This is a genomic window from Nocardia sp. bgisy134 (assembly GCF_965341865.1).
Lineage (GTDB): Bacteria > Actinomycetota > Actinomycetes > Mycobacteriales > Mycobacteriaceae > Nocardia.
In genome coordinates this window covers 12,907-29,989 of sequence record NZ_CBDQZP010000010.1, presented here as the reverse complement: position 1 = coordinate 29,989, position 17,083 = coordinate 12,907, and the positions used below count along the sequence as shown (strand labels likewise).

Genomic DNA, 17,083 nt, shown 5'->3' with positions numbered 1-17,083 from the left:
GGCGCCGTACCGATCGAGCCGCCGATCGGCCCGATCCGGTGCACGACATGCGGCGCCGGCTGCACGAACTCCTGTCCGCCGACGGGCGATCCGTGGAACGCCACGGACCTCGCCCCGGCGTACGGGAGCCGGGACCGGTCCGGTCGGCCGATGGTGGTTCGGCCGACGCGGACATCCTGGGAACCCGGTCGAGCGCGCCCGATCCGCAGCGGGCGGGCTCGACCGGGTCCTCCCACTCGTCCCGGCGCGGACGGCGGAACGATTCCCGCCGTAACGACTCCCGGACGGTCGAGACCGGTCGAAACACCGGCCGACGGGTGGATCCGGTGGCGGCCGGATCCGCAGGGGATGCGCTGGAGGCGGAGGCGGGCGCGAGCCGGTCGACGTCGGAACGCACCCCCGAAGGCGGGACGGTCGAGCAGGCGAAGGAGGCGTGTCTTCGTCTGCTCGCCGTCCGCGCCCGCAGCCGCGCCGAACTGGCGCAACGATTGGCCGCCAAGGGTTTCACCGCCGAGATCGCCGAGCGCGCGCTCGACCGCCTCGCCGAGGTCGGTCTCGTCGACGACGCGGCCTTCGCCGAACAGTGGGTCCACTCCCGGCACGCCTTCTCCGGCAAGGGCAAACAGGCACTCGCCCAGGAGCTGCGCCGCAAGGGCGTCGCGCCTTCCGACGCCGCGCCCGCCCTGGAGGCGATCAGCTCCGACGACGAAGAGTCCCGCGCCGCTGAATTGGTGCGCCGCAAACTTCGCACCCTGCCTCGGGATCTGGACCGCGACAAGGCCATTCGCCGCCTCGTCGGCATGCTCGCCCGCCGTGGCTACCGCCAATCCACGGCCTTCACCGTGGTGAAAGCCGAACTCGCCCATGCCGACTGGAGCGCGGAGCCGCTCGACGAGGCGGGCGATCCGCCGGACTGATCCGGCGTCCGCGCGTGAGCGCCGGTGTGGCAGGCTGGCGGGGCCATCACGGCCCCGCCGCGGTACCGCCCAGGGCCGTCCCCCGAGGTTTGCCGAATCGTTACTCGGGTCCGGTCGATTTATCCGATACCGGTCGGTCGTTCGTCGGCGCGCCGGCGCACGCGGGGCCATGATGGGGGTATGGAGTCCACGGAGAGTGGGGTCGTACCGCGCGGCGAACCGCGCGCCGTGGCTCCGACGCCGAAGGGGCCGGCGCTCAGGGGTTTCGTCTCGCTGCCGTGCGCATTCCGGGGCGGACCGTGCCCCGTGACGAGGGAGGAGAACGAGTATGGCCATCGATATTCGTAAGGTGACAGTCCTGGGGACCGGGGTGCTCGGTTCGCAGATCGCTTACCAGACCGCGTTCCGCGGCTTCGACGTCACGGCCTACGACATCAACGAACCCGCGCTCGAGGCCGCGCGGGAGCGGTTCGCCAAACTCGCCGCGGTCTATGTGGCCGAGGTGCCGGGCGCCGCGGGCGGCAAGGCGGAGCAGACCGCGTCGGGCATCGCGCTCACCACCGAGCTCGCCGAAGCGGTGAAGGACGCCGATCTGGTGATCGAGGCGGTGCCCGAGGTGCTGACCCTCAAGCAGGAGATCTACGGCCACCTCGGCGAGGTCGCCCCCGAGCGGACCATCTTCGCGACGAACTCCTCGACCCTGCTGCCGAGCGACATCAAGGACTCCACCGGCCGCCCGGACAAGTTCCTGGCGCTGCACTTCGCGAACCAGGTGTGGAAGTTCAACACCGCCGAGATCATGGGCACGACCGACACCGACCCCGCGGTGTTCCGCGCCCTCGTCGATTTCGCCGAGGCGATCGGCATGGTCCCGATCGAAGTGCACAAGGAGAAGGCGGGTTACGTGCTCAACTCGCTGCTCGTGCCGTTCCTGAACTCGGCCATGGCGCTCGGCGCGGGCGGCTACGCCGACCCGGAGGCCGTCGACAAGACGTGGCGGATCGCCACCGGCGCGCCGATGGGCCCGTTCCAGATCCTCGACGTCATCGGCCTCACGACCCCCTACAACATCCTGGCGCACGGCGACGCGGACGCCCAGCGCCTGGCGGCCTGGCTCAAGGACAACTACATCGACAAGGGCAAACTCGGCATCGCGACCGGCGAGGGTTTCTACCGGTACTCCGCATAGGGCCACTTCGGGAGCCGAGCGTCGATCCCGGAAAACGAACGGGAGAGAAACGGTGGCCCACCGAGGCCGGTGCGCTCCCGCTTCTCTCCCGAATTTGCTTGTCCGCTAACGCCTTACGCGTGCAGGTCTACGGCTTCTTCACCACGTCGACGCCGGGAGCGGCATCCGTGATGATCGAATCCGCGGCGAGGACGGTCCCGCCCTTGGTGCGCTTGCGCGCCCGCAACCTCCGCTCCAGCCTGGTCGCCACCATCGTCAGCGTGCTGTTCAGCGCGATCATGATGATCGCCACGACGATCAGCGAGGGCAGCGTGTTCTGCTCCGACGCGCCGAGCTGCTGGCCCGAGCGAACGATCTCGACGTAGGTGATCTGGTAGCCCAGCGCCGTATCCTTCAGCGCGACAACCATTTGCGAGACCAGCGCGGGCAGCATCGCGGTGATGGCCTGTGGCAGCAGGATCAGTCGCATCAGCTGGTTCTTGCGCATCCCGAGCGCGACGGCGGCCTCGGTCTGGCCCTTGGGCAGCGAACGAATGCCCGCGCGCACGATCTCCGCGATCACCGAGCCGTTGTAGATCGTCAGCGCCGTCACCACCGCGGCCAGCGCGAGGTCGTCGGACTTGAACAGGTCGTATTCGCTGTAGAGGGCGAACAGGAAGATCATCAGGATCAACACCGGGATGGCCCTGGCGAATTCGACGATCGCGCCGGCGACCAGCCGCACCGGACGATGGTCGGACAGTCGCAGGATGCCGAAGATCATGCCGATCGCCATCGCGAAGACGATCGAGATGACCGCCGCGACGACGGTGCCACGCAGACCGGGCAACAGGTAGGTCGACCAGACGTCGCTGTCCAGGAACGGCTCCCACTTTTCCGCAGCGAACTGACCCTGTCGGTAGAACGCGAGGAAGAGCAGGAACCCGGCCACCAGGACGAGGACGAGCACCACCAACGAATAGATGATGTTACGCAGCCGTGCCTTCGGTCCCGGCGCGTCGAAGAGGACGGAAGCGCTGGCACTCATGCCTGCACCTCGCTGACGCTCGGCTCCGGCATGTGCACGGCACGCTGGCACATGATTCGCTCACTCCGTTCGCTCATCGGGCGACCTCGTATCGCTTGGCGAGCCAGCCGAACAGCAGGCCCGTTGGCAGGGTGATGATGACGAACCCGAGCGCGAAGATCGCGCCGATGGCGAGCAGCGCGGCCTCGGTCTCGATCATCTCCGCCATCAGGTTGGCGGCCTCGGCGACACCGATCGCCGCGGCGATGGTGGAGTTCTTGGTCAACGCGATGAGCACGCTGCCCAGCGGCGCGATCACGGACCGGAAGGCCTGCGGAAGCACTAGGAGCCGCAGGTTCTGGGTGAAGCCGAAGCCGAGCGAGCGGCCCGCCTCGGACTGGCCGAGCGGCACCGTGTTGATGCCCGCGCGCAGCGACTCGCAGACGAACGAGGCGGTGTACACGCTCAGGCCGATGATGGCCCAGCGGTAGTTGTTGTCGGTGATCGAATCGCCCGCGATCTTCCAGCCCAGCGTCGAGTACAGGCCCAGCGAGCAGAAGATAATGATCAGCGTGAGCGGGGTGTTGCGAAAGATCGTGACATAGGCGGTGCCCAGCCAGCGGGCGACCGGTATGGGGGACACGCGCATCGCGGCGACGATCGTGCCGAGTATCAGCGCCCCGACCGCGGAGAACGCGGTCAATTTGATCGTGACCCAGAAGGCTTCCAGGATCTTGGTGTCGTATTCCGAGATCAGATCGAACACGGCGGGCGCGTCCCTCCCATCGGTGTGGCGTGGTTCATCGGGGGTGAGCCGAGCGGGTGGCCCGGAGGATCACCCCGGACCACCCGCGTCACGAATCTCAGTAGCGGTTCACCTGCGGAGCGGGCGAGGGGGTGAAGCCGGCGCCGCCGACGGTCTGCTCGATCGCCTTGGCCCACGAGCCGTCGGCGATCATCGCCTCGATCGCGTCATTGATCTTGTCCCGGGTCTCCTGATCACCCTTCTTCAGGCCGATGCCGTAGTTCTCGGTGGTGAAGGGCTTGCCGACCACCTTCAGCTGGCCGGGCGACTGCGCGGCGAAACCGGCCAGGATGATGTCGTCGGTGGTCACCGCGTCGACCGAGCCGTTGCGCAGCGCCTCGACGCACAGCGAGTAGGTGTCGAACTCCTGCAGCTGAACGTCCTTGGCGTACTTCTCCTTGACGTTCTGCGCGGGCGTGGAGCCCTTCACCGAGCAGAGTTTCTTGTTGCCGGTGAGGGATTCGACGCCGGTGATGTCGGTGTTGTCGGCCTTCACCAGCAGTGACTGGCCCGCCACGTAGTACGGGCCCGCGAAATCGACCTTCTCCTTGCGCTTGTCGTTGATCGAGTAGGTGGCGACGATGAAATCGACCTGACCGTTCTCGATCAGCGTCTCGCGCTGCGGCGTCGGCGATTCCTTGAAGGTGATGGAATCCGGCTGCACGCCGAGCTTTCCTGCCACGTACTTGGCGACCTCGACGTCGAAGCCGGTGTAGGAGCCGTCCTTGGTGCGCAGACCCAGACCCGGCTGGTCGAACTTGATACCGATGGTCAGTTTGCCTTCCTTGGCGTGGTCGAGGGCGCTGCCCTCGTCACCGCCGCCGCAGGCGGTGGCGGCCAAAGCCAGGGCGATCGCCCCGACCCCGAGTCGAAGTGCACGATTGATCCTCATCGAGTTCCTAACTCCTTGTGTGACTGTCGATGCCGTCGTCTGTGCCGGGTGGGTCAGTGACTGAGAATCTTGCCCAGGAAGTCCTTGGCGCGCTCGGATTTCGGTGCGGTGAAGAAGGTTTCGGGCTCGGTGTCCTCGACCACCTGACCGTCGGCCATGAACAGCACCCGGTTGCCCGCGCGGCGCGCGAAGCCCATCTCGTGGGTGACCACCAGCATCGTCATGCCGTCCTTGGCCAGCGAGACCATCACCTCGAGCACCTCGTTGACCATCTCGGGGTCCAGCGCCGAGGTCGGCTCGTCGAACAGCATCACCTTCGGGTTCATCGCCAGCGCGCGGGCGATGGCCACGCGCTGCTGCTGGCCGCCGGACAGCTGAGCCGGGTACTTCTCGGCCTGGTTGGCGATGCCGACCCGCTCGAGCAGTTCCATGGCGCGGGTTCGCGCCGCGTCCTTCTTGACCTTGCGCACCTTGATCGGCGCGAGCATCACGTTCTCGACGATGGTCTTGTGCGCGAACAGGTTGAACGACTGGAACACCATGCCGACGTCGGCGCGCAGCGCGGCCAGCGCCTTGCCCTCCGCGGGCAGCGGCACGCCGTCGACGGCGATGTCGCCGGAGTCGATCGGCTCGAGCCGGTTGATGGTGCGGCACAGGGTCGATTTCCCGGAACCCGAGGGGCCGAGAACGATGACGACCTGTCCCTTGGGGACCTCGAGATTGATATCGCGCAAGACGTGCAGATCACCGAAGTGCTTGTCCACTTTGCGCATCGAGATCATCGGCGGCGCGCTGGTGGCGGGGCCCTTGTCCAAGCTCGTGGCGTCCCCGGTCGTGTCGGGCGCGGCGGCGGCGTCGGTCATGGTCCTTGACCTTAAGGGGAAAAACCGAATTTGCCCCGGTTTCGGCGACACACCGGTCCGCCACGCCGAAACGTCACAGCTCTGTAATGTCTCGGCCGTCTCCGGCACCGGACCGCGACGAGGCCCGGAGCCTGCGGCGATGCGCTCGAAACCCGCTCGACGGGCCCCCGTACCCTGGATGGGTGGATTCGATCGGACAGGTTGTGGCGGGAGTGCGCAGTTACGAGGTCCGCACCTTCGGGTGCCAGATGAACGTGCACGATTCCGAACGCTTGTCCGGCCTGTTGGAGGACGCGGGCTATGTGAAGGCCGCGCCGGGGGCGACGGCGGACCTCGTGGTCTTCAACACGTGCGCGGTGCGCGAGAACGCCGACAACAAGCTCTATGGCACCCTCGGCCACCTCGCCCCGATCAAGGCGGACAGGCCGGGCATGCAGATCGCGGTCGGCGGCTGCCTGGCGCAGAAGGACCGTGACACCGTCGTGCGCAAGGCGCCGTGGGTGGACGTGGTGTTCGGCACGCACAACATCGGCTCGCTGCCGGTGCTGCTGGAACGGGCGCGGCACAACGAAGAGGCCCAGGTCGAGATCCTGGAATCGCTGGAGGCTTTCCCGTCGACGCTGCCCGCCAAGCGTGAGTCCGCGTACGCGGGCTGGGTGTCGATCTCGGTGGGCTGCAACAACACCTGCACGTTCTGCATCGTGCCGTCGCTGCGCGGCAAGGAGGTGGACCGCCGTCCCGGCGACGTGCTCGCCGAGGTGCAGGCGCTGGTCGATCAGGGCGTGCTCGAGGTGACGCTGCTGGGTCAGAACGTGAACTCCTACGGCGTCAACTTCGTCGACCCGGACGAGCCGCGCGACCGCAGCGCGTTCGCGAGGCTGCTGCGCGCCTGCGGCGGCATCGCCGGTCTCGAGCGCGTCCGGTTCACCTCGCCGCACCCGGCCGAGTTCACCGACGACGTCATCGAGGCGATGGCCGAGACGCCGAACATCTGCCCGCAGCTGCACATGCCGTTGCAGTCCGGGTCGGACCGGGTGCTCAAGGCCATGCGACGCTCCTACCGCAAGGCGCGCTACCTGGGCATCATCGAGAAGGTCCGCGCGGCCATGCCGCACGCGGCCATCACCACCGACATCATCGTCGGCTTCCCCGGCGAGACCGAGGAGGACTTCCAGGAGACGCTGGACGTGGTGCGCCAGGCCCGCTTCACCAGCGCGTTCACCTTCCAGTACTCGAAGCGGCCCGGCACGCCCGCCGCCGACATGCCCGACCAGCTGCCCAAGCAGGTGGTCCAGGAACGCTACGACCGGCTGATCGCGCTGCAGGAGGAGGTCTCGCTGGAGGCCAACCGCGCGCTGATCGGCACCGAGGTGGAGCTGCTCGTCGCGGACGGCGCGGGCAAGAAGAACGCCGCGACCGCGCGGATGAGCGGGCGGGCCCGCGACGGCAGGCTGGTGCACTTCCGGCCCGGCGGCACCGCCGAGCCGGTGCGCCCCGGCGACGTGATCACCGTCGACATCACCGAGGCCGCGCCGCACCACCTGATCGCGGACGCCCCGATCAAGACCCACCGCAGGACCCGGGCGGGCGACGCGCACGAGCGCGGCGTCACGCCGAAGACCGCGCCCATCGGCGTCGGCCTCGGGTTGCCGCAGATCGGCGCGCCTGCCAAGGAGCCGGTCGCCTCCGGCTGCGCGACGGGCTGCGACGCATGAGCGAGCGTAGCGAGCGAATCATGTGCCAGCGCGCTCTGCGCATGCCGGAGCCGAGCGCCGGCGAGGCGCAGGCATGAGCGCGCGCCCCGCCGCGGGAGACGACGAGACCCCACGCCAGGGCCCCGACGATTCCGTGCGGGGCGCGGCCGACGCCGCTGGGAGCGGCGCGACGCCCGAAGCCGAGCCCGGTACTACCGCGCGTAGTGGGTCGGATGACGCGGCGGCCGACGGTGCTGGCACAGTGGACGCGGACAAGCCACACGCCGACCATGCAGAAGGAGACGACAGCGCCGTGAGCTCGGTCGAGAGCAAGGATTTCGAGCAGTTCCGTGCCGAGCTCGACGCTGTCGAGCGACGCCTGGCCGGGGAGATCGATCCCGGCGTGCGCGCCATGGTGGTGGCGGGCGCGGTGTTCGTGCTGCTGTTCTCGCTGGTGCTGTCGCACGCGGGCAGCGCGCGCGGCTTCGACGTGCTGCTCGACACCGACGTCACCGGGATCGAGCACATCGGGCTGCCCTCGCGCATTTTCGTCTGGTTCGTCGTGGTGTTCGGCATCGGCTTCTCGTTGCTGGCGTTGATGACCCGGCGCTGGGTGCTGGCCTGGATCGCGGTCGCGGGTTCGGCCATCGGCAGCGTGTTCGGCGTCTTCTCGATCTGGCACCGCCAGACCCCGGGCCTCGGCAACTACGTCGGCGCGGGCCCCGGCATCGGCCTGATCGTCGGCACGCTGGCCATCATGGTGCTGACCTTCCACTGGATCCGCGTGGTGTGGAGCCGCACGTCCGTGCACCTGGCCGCCGAGGAACAGCGCCGCAATGCCGCGGCGGCCGCCGAGGAACGCGACCGCCGCAGGCTGCTCGGCGACTCCTGAGCACTGCCGGGCCTCGCCTGTCACACGGGCGAGCCGTCACCTCGAGCGGGCTGCGTCAAGCAGCCCAGCCCAGCCCAGCTGAGCGAGCACGCGAGCGCTGCGTGAGCGACCGGCCTCGCGTCGCGCGACATGGATCCGGGCCAGCAGCGCGCCCAAGCCCGCGCCCGCGGCGTTCATCAGCACGTCGTCCACGGAGGACACGCGGCCGAGATCGAACACGTACTGCGCGATTTCCAGCGTCGCGGACACCGCCGCACCGAGCGAGGTCATCCGCGCGACGCCCGTGAACCAGGGCAGGCGCAGCGGAAGGAAGAAGCCGAGCGGCACGAACAGCAGTGTGTTCGCGCCGATTTGGACGACCGCGCTCGACGGCGAATCGCTCAGCGTCGCGACGAGATCCCGCAGCGGCACCAGGCTGACCGCGCCTTCGCCCGCCACCGGTGTCAGGATCATCCACACCCAGGGCAAGGTGCCCGCGACCAGGCCCACCTCAGCCGCTGTGTACCGCAGCGCGAGCTCCGGCGTCAGCCCGCGGCGCGTCCGCCATCGCGTCATCGAGACGATCGCCGCGACCAGCGCGGGTACCGCGCACGCCCACACGATCAGCACGTGGCCCCACGCGTCCCATACCTGTCGCACCGGGTCGACGCTACCGGCCCGGCCGAAAGACGTTGGCCGCCAACCGGAATCGCGCGCGGGTCAGCGGTTGCTGACGGCGCCCTCCGCGGCCTCGGCCCACTCGCGCCACTGCTTGGCCTGTTCGAGCGCCTTTTCGGCGTCGCGCTGCTTGCCCGCCGCCTGCGCCTTGGCCGCCTGCTCCTCGAACTGGGCGACCTTCTCGCGGAACTGAGCGGCGCGCGCCACGGCCTCGGGGTCGGTGCGCCGCCACTGGGCGTCCACCGCGTCGCGGACCCGCTTCTCGATGGACCGCAACTTGCCCTCGAGTTCCTGGATGCGTTCCCGTGGCACCTTGCCGATGGCGTCCCACTTGTCCTGTAGCTCGCGCAGCTGCGCCCTGGCGGCATCGAGTCCGGTCGCCGGGTCGATGTGCTCGTAGGCGTGCAGCAGCTCCTCCTTGGCGGACGCGTTCGACTCGAACTCGGCGTCGCGCTCGGAGACCGCGGCGTTGCGCGCCGCGAAGAACACGTCCTGGGCGCTCTTGAAGCGCCGCCACAACGCCTCGTCGGCCTCGCGGGGCGCGCGGCCCGCGGCCTTCCACTCGGCGAGCAGGTCGCGGAAGACGGCGGCGGTGCCGACCCAGTCGGTGGAGCCGGACAGTTCCTCGGCCTGCACGCACAGCTCTTCCTTGCGGCCCTTGGCGGCGGCCCGCTCGCGGTCGAGTTCGGCGAAGTGCGCGCCGCGGCGGCGGTTGAAGGATTCGCGGGCCTTGGAGTAGCGCTTCCACAGCGCGTCGTCGACCTTGCGATCCACGCCGCGGATGGACTTCCATTCGTCGAGGATCTCGCGCAGCCGGTCGCCCGCGGCCTTCCACTGGGTGGATTCGGCGGCGATCTGCTCGGCCTCGGCGCAGAGCGCTTCCTTGCGCTCGGTGTGCTCGTGGCGGGCGCGCTCCTTCTCCTCCTTGGCGTGCGCGGCCGCTTCCTCGGAGTGCTCGGTGATAGCTTGCAGCCGCTTGGCCAGCCCGTCGATGTCGCCGATGACGGCGGCGGTGGGCAGCGATTCGGCCAGCGCCAGCGCGGCGGCCTTGGTCTTGCGGGCGTCGGCGCCCGCGGCGAGCCGCGCCTCCAGCAGCGCGACCTCGGTGGCGAGGTCGTCGAAGCGGCGGCCGAAGTGCTCGAGGCCCTCGGCGGCGTCGCCGGCCTGCCAGGAGCCGACAATCCGTTCGCCCTCGGCCGTCTTCACCCAGGCGGTGCCGTCCTCGTCGACCCGGCCCCAGCGGCTGGGGTCGGTGACGGTGGGCACGACCACCGCGTGCGGGTGCTGCTGATCGGCTGGGCCCGGTGCGGGCTTGACCGCGTGGGGCTTGGGATGAGTTTTCTGGCCACCGGGCTTCGGGGCACCGGAGGGGCGCGGTGTCGTGCCGGGAGTGGCCTTCGCGGTTCCGTTGCTGTCGGTCATCATTCTCCGTCCCTGCCGCGCGTCACGGCTGCCTGGTTACGCCCTAGCTCATCCCATTGAACCCGGTCCGAGCCCTCGAGACCATTGATCCACGCTCTCTCCGAGATGAAACCCCGGGCGGACAACCCCTGGTGACCTGGGTTGTCGCATGTCGACACTATCAATCTCGGGGCGAATTGACGCTACAGACACTCGAAGCCGACCGGCGGGCGTCTCGGTACCGCCGTGCGCCGGGCCCGCGGGCCGAACAGATACGGTTTATCGCGTGTTCAGTATTGCGGCCCTGGTCCCGTCGCCGCCGATCCTGGTGCCCGAACTCGGCGGCGATGCGGCGCTCGGAGCCGGGGCGGATCCGGCCGACCCGCCCGCCGTGTTGCGCGCGGCCGCGTTGAACGCCGCCGGGGAGCTGGCGGCGGTGACGCAGCGGTGGACGGTGCTCGGCATCGGGACCGCAGACGGTGTGCTCGGTCCGGAATCGGCGGGAACTTTCCGCGGTTTCGGCGCGGACGTGCGGGTCGCGCTGGCCGACGCGCCCGGGTTCGCTCCGGATCCGCAGCTTCCGTTGCCCGCCTTGATCGCCGGATGGTTGCGGGGGCGCGTCGCGCCGGCTGCCCGCGCCACCGCGCGTCTGATCGCGCCCGACACCGCCCCCGCGCGGTGCCTGGAGCTCGGCGCGGAGCTACGTGCGGAGCTGGACGCCGACGACGAGCCGCGCGGCGTCCTCGTCGTCGCCGACGGCGCCGCCACCCTGACCGTCAAATCGCCCGGCTATCTCGACGAGCGCGCCGTTCCGCTGCAAGCCGAGCTCGACCGCGCGCTGAGCGCGGGCGACCGGTCGGCCCTGCGCGCGCTCGATCCCGGGCTGTGCGCCGAGCTGGCCGTATCGGGGCGGGCCGCCTACCAAGTCCTGGGCGGTCTGTTCGCCGCGGATCCGTCGGACCCATCCGTCGAAACCCACTACCGGGACGCGCCGTTCGGAGTTGGCTATCACGTGAGCGTCTGGCGACCGGAGAGGGAGGTGCGATGAGCGTGCCGATCGCGGTGGTCGGCCCCACCGCCACCGGCAAGTCCGATCTCGGACTCGATCTCGCGGCCCGCCTCGACGGGGAGATCGTGAACATCGACGCCATGCAGCTCTACCGCGGCATGGACATCGGCACCGCCAAGCTGCCCGTCGCGGAACGGCGCGGCATCCCGCACCACCAGCTCGACGTGCTCGCGGTGACCGAGACCGCGAGCGTGGCCACCTATCAGCGCGCGGCGACCGCCGACGTCGAGGACATCATGGCCCGCGGCCGCACGCCGGTCATCGTGGGCGGCTCGATGATGTACGTGCAGGCGCTGCTGGACGAGTGGGAGTTCCCGGCCACTGATCCGGCGGTGCGCGCCCGGTGGGAGCGGGTCTTGGCCGACGACGGCGTTGCCGCCGTGCACGCGGCGCTGCGCTCGGCGGATCCGGTCGCGGCCGCCACCATCCTGCCCACCGACGGCCGCCGCATGGTGCGAGCGCTGGAGGTCGTCGAGCTCACCGGGCAGCCGTTCGCGGCCTCGGCGCCGACCATCGGCGCACCGCGCTGGAACACCGTCATCCTGGGCGTCGACCGCGACACCGCCGAACTGGACGCGCGCATCGAGCGACGCACCGCGCTGATGTTCGAGACGGGACTGGTCGACGAGGTGCGCGGACTGATCGATCAGGGCCTGCGCGAGGGCGTCACCGCGCGCAGGGCCATCGGCTACGCGCAAGTCCTCGCCTACCTGGACAACGAATACGACCTGAACCACGCCGAGGAACGCACTTTCATCGGCACCCGCCGCTACGTGCGCAGGCAGCGCTCCTGGTTCCGCCGCGATCCCCGGGTGCGCTGGGTGGACGGCGCGGATCCTGACCTGCTCGGCGCGGCGCTGCGTGCGATCGAAACGCCGAGTGCGATCGAAACACCGAGTGCAATCGACACACCGCATGCGATCGGAACGCCGCGCGCGATCGAAACGCCGGGCGCGATCGACAGCACAGAACGGACCCCTCAGTGACCAGACGCGTCAGCACCCGCAACGCTTCCGTGCAGGTGTGGCAGGCATACCTGAACAATCGCACCAAGCGCCACCGCGACAGCCGGTTCCTGGTGCAGGGCGTGCGCCCAATCACCCAGGCGCTCGCCAACGGGTGGCCGCTGGAGACGCTGCTCTACCGGCTCGGCGCGCCGGACCTGTCCGGCTGGGCGAGGGAGGTGCTCGACACCACCGACGTGCCGCAGGTTGGCTTGGTCCCGGAGTTGATGGCGGAGCTGGGCGAAAAGGCAGGCGGGGTACCGGAATTGGTGGCCGTCGCGATGTCGCGTCAGCCCGAGCTGGAGACCTTCGAGCCCGGCGAACCCGGCGAGGACCCGCCGGTCGTCGTGGTGTTCGACCGGCCCAACTCGCCGGGCAATCTCGGCACCTTGATCCGGTCGGCGGACGCTTTCGGCGCGTGCGCGGTCATCGTCACCGGCCACGGCGCCGACCAGTACGACCCGCACTCGGTGCGTGCCTCCACGGGCTCGCTGTTCGCGGTCCCCGTCTACCGTGCCGCCGGGCCCGCCCAGGTGCTCGAACTGCGCGATCGCCAGATCGCGCGCGGCATTCCGACCCGGATCGTGGGCACCGACGAGCACGGGACGCACGCGGTGTTCGACCACGATTTCACCGAGGCCACCATCCTGGTCATCGGCAACGAGACCAGCGGGATGAGCGCCGCCTGGCAGGATGCGTGCGACGACCTGGTGTCCATCCCGATGGGCGGCACCGCGAGCTCGCTCGGCGCGCCCTCGGCCGCCGCGGTGGCACTGTACGAAATTTCCCGGCAGCGCCGGACGTTTGCCAGATGACGACCATGAGGAGAGCACACGCGTGACGGACATCGAATTCACGAAGGGGCACGGCACCCAGAACGACTTCGTGGTGCTGCCCGACGAGGATGTCCGGCTCGACCTGACCCCGGACCGCGTCGCCGCGCTCTGCGACCGGCAGCGCGGTCTCGGGGCCGACGGCGTGCTGCGGGTCGCGCGGGCCGGTGCGCTGCGGGACGCGGGCGTGCTCGCCGACCTGCCCGAGGGCGTCGGCGCGGACGACTGGTTCATGGACTACCGCAACGCCGACGGCTCCCTGGCCGAGATGTGCGGCAACGGCGTGCGGGTCTTCGCGCACTACCTGGCCGCGACCGGTCGCGAGCCGCGCGCGGAGTACGTAGTGGGCAGCAGGGCGGGCGCCCGGCCGGTCACCGTGCACGCGGGCGGCCCGGTCGAGGGCGAGGTGACCGTCACGATGGGCCGGGTGAAGGAACTCGGGGAATCCACGGCGACCATCGCGGGTTGGCCGTATCCGGGGATCGGCATCGATGTCGGCAATCCGCATCTGGCCTGCGTGGACGCCGGGCTGTCGGCGGAGGCGCTCGGCAAGCTCGATCTGACCGTCTCGCCCGGCTACGACCCCGACCTCTTCCCGCACGGGGTGAACGTCGAGATCCTGACCCCGCTGGACGCGGACCGCGCGGTCGACATGCGCGTCTACGAGCGCGGTGTGGGCGAAACCCGTTCGTGCGGAACGGGAACTGTGGCGGCGGCCGCGGCGGCGCTGGCCGCCGATGGCTTCCGCATCGCCGAGGACACCGGCCAGGTGACGGTCCGGGTGCCCGGCGGCGCGGTCACGGTGGGCCTCGAAAGCGGGTCGGCATGGCTGCGCGGGCCCTCTGTGCTGGTCGCCACCGGCACGCTCGCCGAAGATTGGTGGAACGGACGCTGAGCGCGCCCGGCGAATAACGGAATGCGCCCGGTGGTCGTACCGTGGCAGCATGGATGGTGTATGAGGAATTCAGAGACGTATGACATCAATCCGGCCGACGACGACTTCGTCGACTCGGCCGACGACACCGAGCGCTCCGGTGACGTGGTGGCCGAACGTGCCGCCCGGATGAAGCGCAACGGCTGGACCGAAGAGCCGACGGTCGGCGAGCTGCAGCTGGACGAACGCAGCTCGCTGCGCCGCGTCGCCGGTCTGTCCACCGAGCTCACCGACATCACCGAGGTCGAGTACCGGCAGCTGCGCCTGGAACGGGTCGTGCTGGTCGGCGTGTGGACCTCGGGCTCGGTGGCCCAGGCCGAGGCGAGCATGGCCGAGCTGGCCGCGCTCGCCGAGACCGCCGGTTCGGAGGTGCTCGAGGCGCTGATCCAGCGTCGCGACCGTCCGGACCCGGCCACCTACATCGGTTCCGGCAAGGCCGACGAGCTGCGCTCCGTGGTGCTGGAGACCGGCGCCGACACCGTCATCTGCGACGGTGAACTGACCCCGGCCCAGCTGACCGCGCTGGAGAAGGTGGTCAAGGTGAAGGTGATCGACCGGACCGCCCTGATCCTGGACATCTTCGCCCAGCACGCCACCTCCAGCGAGGGCAAGGCGCAGGTCGCCCTGGCCCAGATGGAGTACATGCTGCCCAGGCTGCGCGGCTGGGGTGAGTCGATGTCCCGGCAGGCCGGTGGTCGTGCGGGCAGCAACGGCGGCGTGGGTCTGCGCGGTCCCGGTGAGACCAAGATCGAAACCGACCGTCGCCGCATTCGCGAGCGCATGGCCAAGCTCCGGCGCGAGATCCGGGAGATGAAGACCGCCCGCGAGACCAAGCGGGCGCGGCGCTCGTCCTCGGGCATCCCGCAGGTCGCCATCGTCGGCTACACCAACGCGGGCAAGTCCAGCCTGATGAACGCGCTCACCGGCGCGGGTCTTCTGGTCCAGGACGCGCTGTTCGCGACCCTGGACCCGACCACCCGGCGCGCCGACCTCGACGACGGCCGCGAGGTCGTGTTCACCGACACCGTCGGGTTCGTGCGGCACCTGCCGACCCAGTTGGTCGAGGCGTTCCGCTCGACCCTGGAGGAGGTCACCGGCGCCGATCTGCTGCTGCACGTGGTGGACGGCTCCGACTCGCTGCCCGCGGAGCAGATCAAGGCCGTGCGCGAGGTGATCACCGACGTGATCAAGGAGCAGGGTTCGGCCGCCCCGCCGGAACTGCTGGTGCTGAACAAGATCGATGCCGTCGATCCGATGGAGCTGACCAAGCTGCGCGCCCTGCTTCCGGACGCCGAGTTCGTCTCGGCCCAGTCCGGCGAGGGCATCGACAGCCTGCTCGACCGGCTGGCCGAGGTGCTCGGCGGGCTGGACGTCGAGGTCGGCGTGCTGCTGCCGTACACCCGCGGCGATCTGCTGGCGCGCATTCACGCCGACGGCCGGATCCTGTCCTCCACCCACGAGGAGTCGGGCACCAGGGTCAGGGCGCGGGTACCGCACGCGTTGGCCGCGGCGCTCTCGGAATACGCCCACGCGGGCGGCGACGGCGCGGCGCCCATCGAAGGGTAGCCCGCGGTGCGCTCCGCCGAGGGACGGAAAATAGAACCGACCGTCACGTTCGGTCTCCGGCGGATGCCGGACGTGACGTGTCGGATCTCTGTACGGCGGTGTTCGATCTGCGCTCGGACTACGTTCGGCCACAAGGGGATTCGACGTCGAATTGCTGCGGGGCCGCCGATTCGGCGCAAGCCGGTGTTGTGACCGGCCACACAAATCGATCGCCCGTGTTGCAACGTGTTCCAAAGCCATCGGGTAGGGTGGGCCCGAAGCCGTATTCGATTGCGGCGCAGGGGACGTGAAATTCCGTACGACGATGTGCTGGGATCCGACATGCGATGGGGTAGCCACCTATGCCTGAATCCTCGCCTACCGCGGTGGTGTTGACCGACGGGGCGCCACTCGAGGTGCGTCTCGACGAGACCGACATCCGGCTGATCGAAGCCTTGCTCGCACCGCTGCGAGCCTGGACGAGTCCACGCTTCTACGGCCTGGACAACATTCCCGCCGACGGCCCGGTGCTGCTGGTCGGCAACCACAATCTGATGGGCGGCATCGACGCTCCGCTGCTCATGCCCGAGGTGCTGCGCCGCCGCGGCAGGCTGATCCGCGGCCTCGCCGAGAACGTGCTGATCGCGGTGCCGGGCCTGCGCCACTTCCTGCACTACTACGGCGCGGTCCGGGGCAACCGGCACAACTGCATGGCGCTGCTCGCGCGGGGCGAGGCGGTCATCGTCTTCCCCGGCGGCGGGCGCGAGGCGGTGCGCCGCAAGAACGAGAAGTACCTGCTCAAGTGGGAGGGGCGCAGCGGCTTCGCGCGGATGGCGATCGAGGCGGGCGCCCCGATCGTGCCGGTCGCGATGATCGGCGTGGACGACGCCTACGACATCGTCTTCGACGGCGACCACCCGGTGATGCGCCCGCTGCGCTGGACGGTCGAGGCGCTCGGTCTCAAGCGCGAGCTCACCCCGCCGCTGCTGCGCGGTCTGGGTCCGACGCCGATCCCCCGTCCCGAACGGTTCTACTTCTCCGCGGGCGCGCCGATCGATCCGGCGCCCTGGCGCGACGCCGACGATCTCGACGCCGCCGCCACCGATCTGCGTGATGTGGTGCGCAAGGGGCTCGAGGAGGAGCTGAAGTTCCTGTTCGCCGAGCGCGAGCGCGACGCGGGCCGCACCCTGGTCGGCCGGGTGCGCGGGTTGCTGCCTTTCTGAGCCAATACCAAGAATCAGCTTGGCAATCTCTCAGCTACGGGTACGTAGCGTGGGGAGATGAGCAGGAGAAGAATCAGATCGGCCGTCACGGCCGGCGCGGCCGTGCTCGTCTGCGGCGTCACCGCGACGGTCGCCGGAAACGCGGCGGCGACGACGAAC

16 protein-coding genes are annotated in these 17,083 nt (G+C 69.7%); 10 read left to right on the top strand and 6 right to left on the bottom strand.

Translation table 11 applies throughout. From position 1 onward, the window contains the following. The first annotated feature begins 353 nt into the window (after positions 1–353). Positions 354–917 (top strand): recombination regulator RecX, encoded by a 564-nt coding sequence (gene recX / locus ACRWNM_RS18635; protein WP_431969534.1) that lies wholly within the window; start codon positions 354–356, stop codon positions 915–917. 328 nt (positions 918–1,245) lie between these two features. After that, complete coding sequence (locus ACRWNM_RS18630) at positions 1,246–2,106, top strand: 3-hydroxyacyl-CoA dehydrogenase (RefSeq protein ID WP_431969157.1); 861 nt, start codon at positions 1,246–1,248, stop codon at positions 2,104–2,106. Positions 2,107–2,233: 127 nt separating this feature from the next. Here ACRWNM_RS18630 and ACRWNM_RS18625 read toward each other — a convergent pair whose 3' ends face one another. The 4 genes from ACRWNM_RS18625 to ACRWNM_RS18610 form a co-directional block, all read right to left on the bottom strand. Beyond that, positions 2,234–3,133: an amino acid ABC transporter permease gene (locus ACRWNM_RS18625; protein ID WP_431969155.1), complete on the bottom strand. Its 900-nt coding sequence runs from the start codon at positions 3,131–3,133 to the stop codon at positions 2,234–2,236. Between the two features lie 73 nt (positions 3,134–3,206). Beyond that, positions 3,207–3,878 (bottom strand): amino acid ABC transporter permease, encoded by a 672-nt coding sequence (locus ACRWNM_RS18620; RefSeq protein ID WP_431969153.1) that lies wholly within the window; start codon positions 3,876–3,878, stop codon positions 3,207–3,209. 97 nt (positions 3,879–3,975) lie between these two features. Further along, positions 3,976–4,809, bottom strand: a complete 834-nt coding sequence (locus ACRWNM_RS18615) for a glutamate ABC transporter substrate-binding protein (protein WP_431969151.1) — start codon at positions 4,807–4,809, stop codon at positions 3,976–3,978. A gap of 53 nt (positions 4,810–4,862) precedes the next feature. Further along, positions 4,863–5,591, bottom strand: a complete 729-nt coding sequence (locus ACRWNM_RS18610) for an amino acid ABC transporter ATP-binding protein (RefSeq protein ID WP_431969533.1) — start codon at positions 5,589–5,591, stop codon at positions 4,863–4,865. Positions 5,592–5,854: 263 nt separating this feature from the next. Between ACRWNM_RS18610 and miaB the strand changes: the two genes are divergently transcribed. Next, positions 5,855–7,387: a tRNA (N6-isopentenyl adenosine(37)-C2)-methylthiotransferase MiaB gene (miaB, locus tag ACRWNM_RS18605; protein ID WP_431969149.1), complete on the top strand. Its 1,533-nt coding sequence runs from the start codon at positions 5,855–5,857 to the stop codon at positions 7,385–7,387. Between the two features lie 292 nt (positions 7,388–7,679). Beyond that, positions 7,680–8,258, top strand: a complete 579-nt coding sequence (locus tag ACRWNM_RS18600) for an Rv2732c family membrane protein (protein ID WP_431969532.1) — start codon at positions 7,680–7,682, stop codon at positions 8,256–8,258. Positions 8,259–8,294: 36 nt separating this feature from the next. Here ACRWNM_RS18600 and ACRWNM_RS18595 read toward each other — a convergent pair whose 3' ends face one another. Both ACRWNM_RS18595 and ACRWNM_RS18590 read right to left on the bottom strand, forming a co-directional pair. After that, entirely contained in the window at positions 8,295–8,897 is a 603-nt protein-coding gene (locus ACRWNM_RS18595; RefSeq protein WP_431969147.1) for a VanZ family protein, read from the bottom strand. 60 nt (positions 8,898–8,957) lie between these two features. Beyond that, positions 8,958–10,337 carry a DUF349 domain-containing protein gene (locus ACRWNM_RS18590; protein ID WP_431969145.1) on the bottom strand — a complete coding sequence of 460 codons (1,380 nt, stop codon included), beginning with the start codon at positions 10,335–10,337 and terminating at the stop codon, positions 8,958–8,960. A 265-nt stretch (positions 10,338–10,602) separates the two neighbouring features. Here ACRWNM_RS18590 and ACRWNM_RS18585 point away from each other — a divergent pair, with 265 nt between their 5' ends. The 6 genes from ACRWNM_RS18585 (at position 10,603) to ACRWNM_RS18560 (ending at position 16,924) form a co-directional block, all read left to right on the top strand. Then, complete coding sequence (locus ACRWNM_RS18585) at positions 10,603–11,364, top strand: hypothetical protein (RefSeq protein WP_431969143.1); 762 nt, start codon at positions 10,603–10,605, stop codon at positions 11,362–11,364. Beyond that, positions 11,361–12,371 carry a tRNA (adenosine(37)-N6)-dimethylallyltransferase MiaA gene (miaA, locus tag ACRWNM_RS18580; RefSeq protein WP_431969141.1) on the top strand — a complete coding sequence of 337 codons (1,011 nt, stop codon included), beginning with the start codon at positions 11,361–11,363 and terminating at the stop codon, positions 12,369–12,371. The genes ACRWNM_RS18585 and miaA overlap by 4 nt, the downstream gene beginning before the upstream one ends. Then, the gene (locus tag ACRWNM_RS18575) at positions 12,368–13,204 is read left to right on the top strand and encodes a TrmH family RNA methyltransferase (RefSeq protein WP_431969139.1); all 837 of its coding nucleotides are present in this window, start codon (positions 12,368–12,370) and stop codon (positions 13,202–13,204) included. Before miaA ends, ACRWNM_RS18575 begins: the two co-directional genes overlap by 4 nt. Before the next feature lie 31 nt (positions 13,205–13,235). After that, positions 13,236–14,117, top strand: coding sequence for a diaminopimelate epimerase (dapF, locus tag ACRWNM_RS18570; protein ID WP_431969531.1), 882 nt, complete (start codon positions 13,236–13,238; stop codon positions 14,115–14,117). Between the two features lie 168 nt (positions 14,118–14,285). After that, positions 14,286–15,722: a GTPase HflX gene (hflX, locus tag ACRWNM_RS18565; protein ID WP_431969530.1), complete on the top strand. Its 1,437-nt coding sequence runs from the start codon at positions 14,286–14,288 to the stop codon at positions 15,720–15,722. A gap of 341 nt (positions 15,723–16,063) precedes the next feature. Further along, a complete protein-coding gene (locus tag ACRWNM_RS18560; protein ID WP_431969136.1) occupies positions 16,064–16,924 on the top strand; it encodes a lysophospholipid acyltransferase family protein in 861 nt (286 codons plus the stop codon). Positions 16,925–17,083: the final 159 nt, after the last annotated feature.